The following is a 7,463-nucleotide window of genomic DNA, read 5'->3' as shown; positions in this document are numbered from 1 at the left end:
TTCCGGCACCGAGTCGGCGACGATGCCGGCACCGGACTGTACATACAGGGTGTCGTTCTTGATCACTGCGGTGCGGATGGCGATGGCCAGATCCATGTCTCCATTGAAGCCGAGATAGCCGACGGCACCGCCGTAGACGCCGCGCCCGGTCGGTTCGAATTCGTCGATGATTTCCATCGCCCGCACCTTGGGCGCGCCGGAGAGGGTGCCGGCGGGGAAGGCGGCCTTGAGGACCGCGATATTGCTGGTGTCGGGCGCGACCTTGCCTTCGACACTGGAGACGATGTGCATCACGTGCGAGTAGCGTTCTATCACCATATTGTCGGTGATGCGCACGCTGCCGGTGGTCGCGACGCGGCCGACATCGTTGCGTCCCAGATCCATCAGCATTACATGTTCGGCGATTTCCTTGGGGTCGGATAGCAGGTCGGCGGCCAGTGCTTCGTCTTCGTCGCGGGTCTTGCCGCGCACGCGGGTGCCGGCAATCGGGCGCACGGTGACGGTGTCGTGTTCGCGCCGTACCAGAATCTCGGGCGAGGCACCGACCACGTGGAAGTCGTCGAAGTGGTAGAGGAACATATACGGCGAGGGGTTGAGGCTTCTGAGTGCGCGGTACAGCGACAAAGGCGAGTCGCTAAACGGCATCGCCATGCGCTGCGACAGCACCACCTGCATGATGTCGCCGTCGACGATATAGCGCTTGGCCGATTCGACCGCGTCCTTGAAGGCGGCCTGCCCGTATTCGGAGATGGCGGCAGTGGGTAGAGAGGGCAGCGACAGCGGCATGGCCAGCGGTTCGCGCAAGCGGCTGCGCAGTTGCGCCAGACGCGCATGCGCCTTGGCCAGTGCATTGGGCATGGCCGGGTCGGCATACACCACCAGCGTGAGCTTGCCCGACAGGTTGTCGACCACCGCCAGCTCTTCGGACAGCATCAGCAGGATGTCGGGGGTGCCGGCCGGGTCGGGCTTGCGGCTTGCGGCCAGCCGCTTTTCGATAAAGCGCACGGTGTCGTAGCCGAAGTAACCGACCAGCCCGCCGGTGAAGCGTGGCAGGTCGGCCCCCGGCGGGGTACGAAAGCGCGACTGGAAGGTCTCGATAAAGGCCAGCGGGTCGCCTTCGTGGTGCTCGATGACCTTGTCGCCGTACTCGACCTGCACGCGCTGGCCATTGACGCGCAAGCGGGTGCTGGCCGGCAGGCCGATAAAGGAATAACGCCCGAAGCGCTCGCCGCCGACGACAGATTCGAGCAGGTAGGAATAGGGCGCGTTGGCAAGCTTGAGGTAGACCGACAAGGGGGTATCGAGGTCGGCGAACAGCTCGAGCACAACGGGGATGCGGTTATAGCCTAGTGCCGCTAGGCGGCTGAATTCATGTTCTTGCATGGTCACTCCCGGTTTCGGTAGATGGATGGCGCTGGATGCGTATCAAACAGGCGGGCAACGCCATCGCCAGCAGCGGGAAACCGGGAGAAACGGCATGGATTAACTTCTTTTCATTGGAATAAGGTAATTGTCACCCATTTTTCATTAAATCGTACAGTTCGGCAAGGTTGTCGATCACGATATCGGCACCCAGTTGTGCGGCATCGGCATAGCCGTAGCTCACGGCGATGGCTGCGCTGCCCGCAGCACGGGCCGACAGGATGTCGTTGATCGAGTCGCCGACCATGGCGATTTCTTCGGTCTTGAGGCCGAGCACTGCGGCCGTGTGCTGCAGCGGCAAGGCGGACGGCTTTTTCTCGGGGAGGGTGTCGCCACCGATCACCAGCGAGAACAGGTCGGCCAATTCCAGTATCTCCAGCAGCGGTACCGCCAGGCGTTCGGACTTGTTGGTAATCACCACCAAGGGCAGGCGCAGCACTTTCAACAGCTCAAGCCCGACCTTGACCCCGGGGTAGAGCAGGGTGTGGTCGGCCAGATGTTCGCGGTAATAGCGGATAAAGAAGCTGTAACCGGCTTCCCACAAGGCAGGCTCGGCCTCGGCATTACGCTCGTCGGTGATGGCGCGGTGCACCAGGCTGGCAATGCCGTCGCCTACATGATCCTGAATGCGCATTTCCGCCAAGGGTGCCAGGCCCAGATGCTCGCGCATCTTGTTGGCGGCAATGGCCAGATCGGGGATGGAGTCGCATAGTGTGCCATCCAGATCAAAGGCGACCGCCTTGATGTGTTTCAGATCCATACGGGTAGTCTCTTTAATAAGGCTTCAGATTTTGCGGATATCGGCGACTGGTTCGCGCCCGAAAGCCGCGCTGTTTAAATAGGCGGTGATGCGTGCTGCCGCATTGCCGGGGCTGCTCAGGCCACCTTCGGCCTTGAGCGCATCGAAGCGGGCACGGTTCGGAAAATCATCGGCGTCGCTGGCGCGGATGTCGCCCTGCATATCGGTATCGATCACGCCCGGATACAAGGCCGCCACGCGCGCGCCATCTGCGAGCAAGCCTTGTTCGGCGGCCACGCAGCGGCTGAACTGGTCGATGGCGGCCTTGCTCGCGCCGTAGACGCTCCAGCCGGGGATGGCCGAGACGGCGGCGCCGGACGAGATATTGAGCAGCCGCACATCCTTACTCTTGCCTGCGGCCCAGGCCAGAAAGGCATTGCTCAGCAGCATGGGCGCCAGCGTGTTCAGCGCCAGTGCGGTGGCCACTTCGGCTGCCGGATAACGCCCGCACGGGGCCATCGGCGCCACCATGCCGGCATTGTTGATCAGCGTCAGCGAGGCAAACGGCCCGTGCCCCAGTGCCGCCAGTGCGCGCTCTGCCACCAGCTCCAGTAGCGCGCTGTCGGTCAGATCGGCTTCTATCCAGATCAGGCGCGCACCGGTGGGCAGTGCCAGCGTGTCGTCACTGTGGCGCGCGATGCAGATGAGGTCGGTGTTGGCGCTGGCCAAGGCCCGCGCCAGCGCCGCACCCAGCCCGCGCGAGGCGCCGGTGAGTAGCACGCCGTGCCGCATTAGCGGCCGACCTTGGCCAACTCGGCGCGCATCGCGTCGATGACCGTCTTGTAATCGGGCTGGCCATAGATGGCCGAGCCGGCCACGAAGGTGTCGGCGCCGGCTTCGGCGATTTCACGGATATTGTCGACCTTAACCCCGCCATCGACTTCGAGTGCGATTTCGCGGCCGGTGCGGGCGGTATATTCATCGATGCGCAGGCGGGCGGCGCGGATCTTGTTCAGCGCCTCGGGGATAAAGCTCTGGCCGCCAAAACCGGGGTTGACCGACATGATCAGTATCATGTCTATCTTGTCCATTACATGGTCAAGATAAGAGAGCGACGTGCCGGGGTTGAATACCAGCCCTGCCTTGCAGCCGGCTTCGCGGATCAGGCCCAGGGTGCGGTCGATATGTTCGGAGCCTTCCGGGTGGAAGGTGATGATGTCGGCGCCGGCCTTGGCGAACATGGCGGCCAGTGCATCGACCGGCTTGACCATCAGGTGCACATCAATGGGCGCCGTGGTGTGCGGGCGGATGGCCTCGCATACCAGCGGGCCTATGGTCAGGTTGGGGACGTAATGGTTGTCCATTACATCGAAGTGGATGATGTCGGCGCCGGCGGCGATGACATTTTTGACTTCATCGCCCAGACGGGCAAAATCGGCGGAGAGCAGGCTGGGGGCAAGGCGGAATGGACGCATGGATGAACTCTGGCCTAGTAGGGGAAGCCGGCATTTTAGACCGTGAGCGCGCTGGCGTCATGTCGGGCTTGTGATGACCGATGCAAGTCGTGCCGGCTGCGTTATGATGCAGGACAGATTATCTCAAGGCCGGTGACCGCACCGTGCCGCACGGGGAGCAGGCGATGAGCGAGAAGTACCGCATTGAGGTTGAGGTCAGTGCTTTTTTTGTCGAAGAGCAGTCCGATATCGCCCATGATCAGTATGCCTTCGGCTATCGGGTGCGTATCAGCAATACCGGCAGTCTGGGCGCCACCCTGATCAGCCGCCACTGGCTGATCAGTAATGCGCATGGCGAGCAACAAGAGGTGCGCGGGCAGGGCGTGATAGGCGAACAGCCACATCTGGCACCCGGACAGGTGTTTGAATACAGCAGCTGGGCCCAGTTGACGACGCCGTGGGGGCAGATGCGCGGTACTTACCAGATGCACGCCGATGACGGCCAGCGCTTCGACGCCGAGATCCCCGAGTTTCACCTGATCCTGCCGCGGATGCTGCACTGAGTGCTGTGCCCGCTTTGGCTGCGCCGCATCGCCGTCGAGGTGCTGGCGACGGGCGCATTCATTACCGGTGTTATTGTTTGGGCCATGTCCACCAGACGATAAAGCAGCCCAGTAGCAGGGCGAGCAGAGCTTCCAGTATTAAAATCCACATAGCTTAGACCTTGAGTCTTATTTATTTACTTTTGGTATAGCTGTCACTATAGGCAAGTTTTTGTTATGAGATTTACCCATACCGGGCCTGCGCCCAGCAATCGCAACGACGTCAAAACGCTGAAAACCCTGCTGCCTTATTTGTTGCAGTTCAAATTGCGGCTATTTGTTGCCTTGTCCTGCCTGATTCTGGCCAAAGTGGCGACGGTGACGGTGCCCTTGTTTCTCAAGGATATTGTCGATGCGCTGTCGGTGCCGGCGACCTTGCTGGCAGTGCCGGTGATGGCCTTGGCCGGTTTCGGCATCGCGCGCCTGCTGTCCAGTGTGCTGGGGGAAATGCGCGATGCGGTATTCGCCCGGGTGATACAGGGGGCGATCCGCCAGGTGGCACGGCAGATTTTCAGCCATCTGTTCCGCTTGTCGCTGCGTTTTCATCTCAACCGCCAAACCGGCGGTATGAGCCGTGACATTGAACGCGGCACCAAGGGCATCGGTTTTCTGCTCAATTTCACCGTATTCAATATTCTGCCGACGCTGATCGAGATTGCCTTGGTGATCGGCATTTTGCTGCTGCGCTACGATGTATGGTTTGCCATCGTCAGCTTTGGCACCATCGCCGTCTATATCGGCTTTACGCTGGTGGTGACCGAATGGCGCACCGTGTTCCGCCGCTCGATGAACGAGCTCGATTCCAAGGCCAATAGCAAGGCCATCGATGCGCTGATCAATTACGAGACCGTCAAATATTTCGGCAATGAAAAGCTGGAAGCCGCGCGTTACGATGCGGGTTTGGCGGCATGGGAGAAGTCGGCGGTCAAGAATCAGGTGTCGCTGTCCATGCTCAACGCCGGGCAGGGCGTGATTATTGCATTTGGCGTCACGGTGGTGATGGTGATGGCCGCACGCGGCGTGGTCAATGGCACGATGAGTGTGGGCGACGTGGTGCTGGTGTCGGCCTTCCTCACCCAGTTGTGGTCGCCCTTGCACTTTCTGGGCTTTGTTTATCGCGAGATCCGCCATTCGCTGGCCGATATGGAGCGCATGTTTTCCTTGCTGGACGAGGGTGCCGAGGTGGAGGATGCCCGCGGCGCCATGGCGCTGGATACGCATCAGGCCAGTGTACGTTTTGAGCAGGTAGACTTCGGCTACGACAGTAATCGCCAGATCCTGCACGGGGTCAGCCTGAGTATTCCCGCCGGCAAAACCTTGGCGGTCGTCGGTGCTTCCGGTGCAGGCAAATCCACCTTATCAAGGCTGTTGTTCCGTTTTTACGATGCCAGCCATGGCCGTATCAGTATCAACGGGCGGGATGTACGCGAGCTGAGTCAGGATAGCCTGCGCGCCCATATCGGCATTGTGCCGCAGGACACGGTGCTGTTTAACGACAGCATCGCTTACAACATCGCCTACGGCCGCCCCGGCGCCAGCGAAGCCGAGGTGATAGAGGCCGCGAAAAGCGCCCATATTCACGACTTCGTGACCAGTCTGCCCGACGGCTACGACACGCGGGTGGGCGAGCGCGGCCTGAAGCTCTCCGGCGGCGAGAAGCAGCGCGTAGCCATCGCCCGCACCCTGCTCAAGAACCCGCCTATCCTGATTTTCGATGAAGCGACCAGCGCGCTGGATTCCTCGACTGAAAAAGCGATTCAGCAGGAATTGGCTGCGATTGCCAAGGGACGCACCACGCTGGTGATTGCACACCGCCTGTCTACCGTGATCGATGCAGACCAGATTGTGGTACTGGATAAAGGACGGGTGCTGGAACAGGGTACACACCGAGAACTGGTGGAACTGGGGGGGCGCTATGCCCAGATGTGGGCTTTGCAGCAGCAGGGCGAGGTGGCTGACGCGTAGCGAGCAGGGCCGGTGAGTACCGGATTTGTCATTTAAAAATCAGATACAGTATCCAATACGGGTTGAGCAATGCGCTACTGCATGGTAAAGATGGTGCATCGGCTTCGAATAGAGCCCTTGTTTGCGGAGTTTCCATGTTGAGTGTGATTGCCTGTTTGCTGGCTGGCGTGGTCGCCGGCCATTTGCTGCGCGACTGGCGCCATGTGCGCCATATCGGCCGCCTGATTTCGCTGGCCATCTTCCTGTTACTGTTTCTGCTCGGGCTGTCGGTGGGCGGCAATGAGGCGATTCTGGCCAATCTGTCGACCATAGGCGTCAAGGGTGTGGCGATTTCTCTGGCCTCGACCATGGGCAGCGTGCTGGCCTCGTGGTGGGTGTATCTGCGCTTTTTCCGCAAGGATGAAGCATGAAGGGGACGCTGCTTATCATTGCGTTCTTCGTGGCCGGCGTGTTCTTGGGTTGGTCGGGCAGCTTGCCACTATGGCTGGCCAAGAGCGATTTCACGCTGTATGCGTTGTTTTTGCTGCTGTTTTGCGTCGGGGTCTCGGTGGGTTCCGACGACACCTTGCGCCGTACGCTGGTGCGCATGCAGCCCAAAATCCTGCTGATTCCACTGGCGACCATTGTCGGCACCTTGCTGGGTAGCTTCGCCATCAGTTTTGCACTGGATGACATCTCGGCAAGCGAATCGATGGCGGTGGGCGCCGGCTTCGGCTACTACTCGCTGTCGTCCATCTTCATTACCCAGTACAAGGGCGCCGAGTTGGGCACCATCGCGCTGGTGTCCAATGTGTTTCGTGAAATCTTTGCGTTGTTGATGGCACCGCTTTTGTTTGCCGCCTTTGGCAAGCTGGCGCCTATCGCTGCCGGTGGCGCGACCACCATGGATACTACCTTGCCGGTCATTTCGCGGGTATGCGGGCGTGACTGGGTGTTCGTGGCCATGCTGCACGGTTTTGCCGTCGATCTGTCGGTGCCTTTCTTGGTGACTTTTCTGTGCCGCTTCTGAGTATTGTCACCGTATCCAGCTAAGCTGGAGGTATTCGGCGCTACCGGGAGACAGTTATGCAAGCCAAGGCCGGCCGGCAGCATCGCCCGCTGTGGTGTCTGTTTTTTCTGATGCTTGCCGGTTGTGCCGAACGGCAGATGCCGCTTGGCACGCCTGCCGGCCTGCCCGCCAATATCGATAGCCCGGCCGGGGCAGAACTGTCCTGGCTCTCGCTGGGGGACGCCAGAGTCGCGCTGCAAACCCGTTACGGGCCGTGCCGGCGGGGTGGCGTG

General features: G+C 60.6%; 9 protein-coding genes. 5 read left to right on the top strand and 4 right to left on the bottom strand.

Going from position 1 to position 7,463, the window contains the following annotated elements:
* The 4 genes from trpE to rpe all read right to left on the bottom strand — a co-directional run.
* Positions 1-1,383: anthranilate synthase component I (trpE, locus tag ACRC1E_RS09605; RefSeq protein ID WP_438514875.1), on the bottom strand; the 1,383-nt coding region annotated here is incomplete at its 3' end.
* Positions 1,384-1,513: 130 nt separating this feature from the next.
* Positions 1,514-2,182, bottom strand: coding sequence for a phosphoglycolate phosphatase (locus ACRC1E_RS09600; RefSeq protein WP_438514874.1), 669 nt, complete (start codon positions 2,180-2,182; stop codon positions 1,514-1,516).
* A gap of 24 nt (positions 2,183-2,206) precedes the next feature.
* On the bottom strand, positions 2,207-2,941 hold the full coding sequence (locus tag ACRC1E_RS09595) for an SDR family NAD(P)-dependent oxidoreductase (RefSeq protein WP_438514873.1): 735 nt from the start codon (positions 2,939-2,941) through the stop codon (positions 2,207-2,209).
* An 11-nt stretch (positions 2,942-2,952) separates the two neighbouring features.
* Positions 2,953-3,636, bottom strand: coding sequence for a ribulose-phosphate 3-epimerase (rpe, locus tag ACRC1E_RS09590; protein ID WP_438514872.1), 684 nt, complete (start codon positions 3,634-3,636; stop codon positions 2,953-2,955).
* A 164-nt stretch (positions 3,637-3,800) separates the two neighbouring features.
* Here rpe and apaG point away from each other — a divergent pair, with 164 nt between their 5' ends.
* The 5 genes from apaG to ACRC1E_RS09565 form a co-directional block, all read left to right on the top strand.
* Positions 3,801-4,178, top strand: a complete 378-nt coding sequence (gene apaG / locus ACRC1E_RS09585) for a Co2+/Mg2+ efflux protein ApaG (RefSeq protein ID WP_438514871.1) — start codon at positions 3,801-3,803, stop codon at positions 4,176-4,178.
* Positions 4,179-4,394: 216 nt separating this feature from the next.
* Positions 4,395-6,182, top strand: coding sequence for an ABCB family ABC transporter ATP-binding protein/permease (locus ACRC1E_RS09580; RefSeq protein ID WP_438514870.1), 1,788 nt, complete (start codon positions 4,395-4,397; stop codon positions 6,180-6,182).
* Positions 6,183-6,316: 134 nt separating this feature from the next.
* Entirely contained in the window at positions 6,317-6,592 is a 276-nt protein-coding gene (locus tag ACRC1E_RS09575) for a LysO family transporter (protein ID WP_438514869.1), read from the top strand.
* Positions 6,589-7,191, top strand: a complete 603-nt coding sequence (locus ACRC1E_RS09570; protein WP_438514868.1) for a lysine exporter LysO family protein — start codon at positions 6,589-6,591, stop codon at positions 7,189-7,191. The genes ACRC1E_RS09575 and ACRC1E_RS09570 overlap by 4 nt, the downstream gene beginning before the upstream one ends.
* A gap of 56 nt (positions 7,192-7,247) precedes the next feature.
* Positions 7,248-7,463: hypothetical protein (locus tag ACRC1E_RS09565; protein ID WP_438514867.1), on the top strand; the 216-nt coding region annotated here is incomplete at its 3' end.

The organism is Craterilacuibacter sp., assembly GCF_051659485.1.
Taxonomy (GTDB): domain Bacteria; phylum Pseudomonadota; class Gammaproteobacteria; order Burkholderiales; family Chromobacteriaceae; genus Craterilacuibacter.
This window is presented reverse-complemented; position numbering and strand designations above follow the sequence as displayed.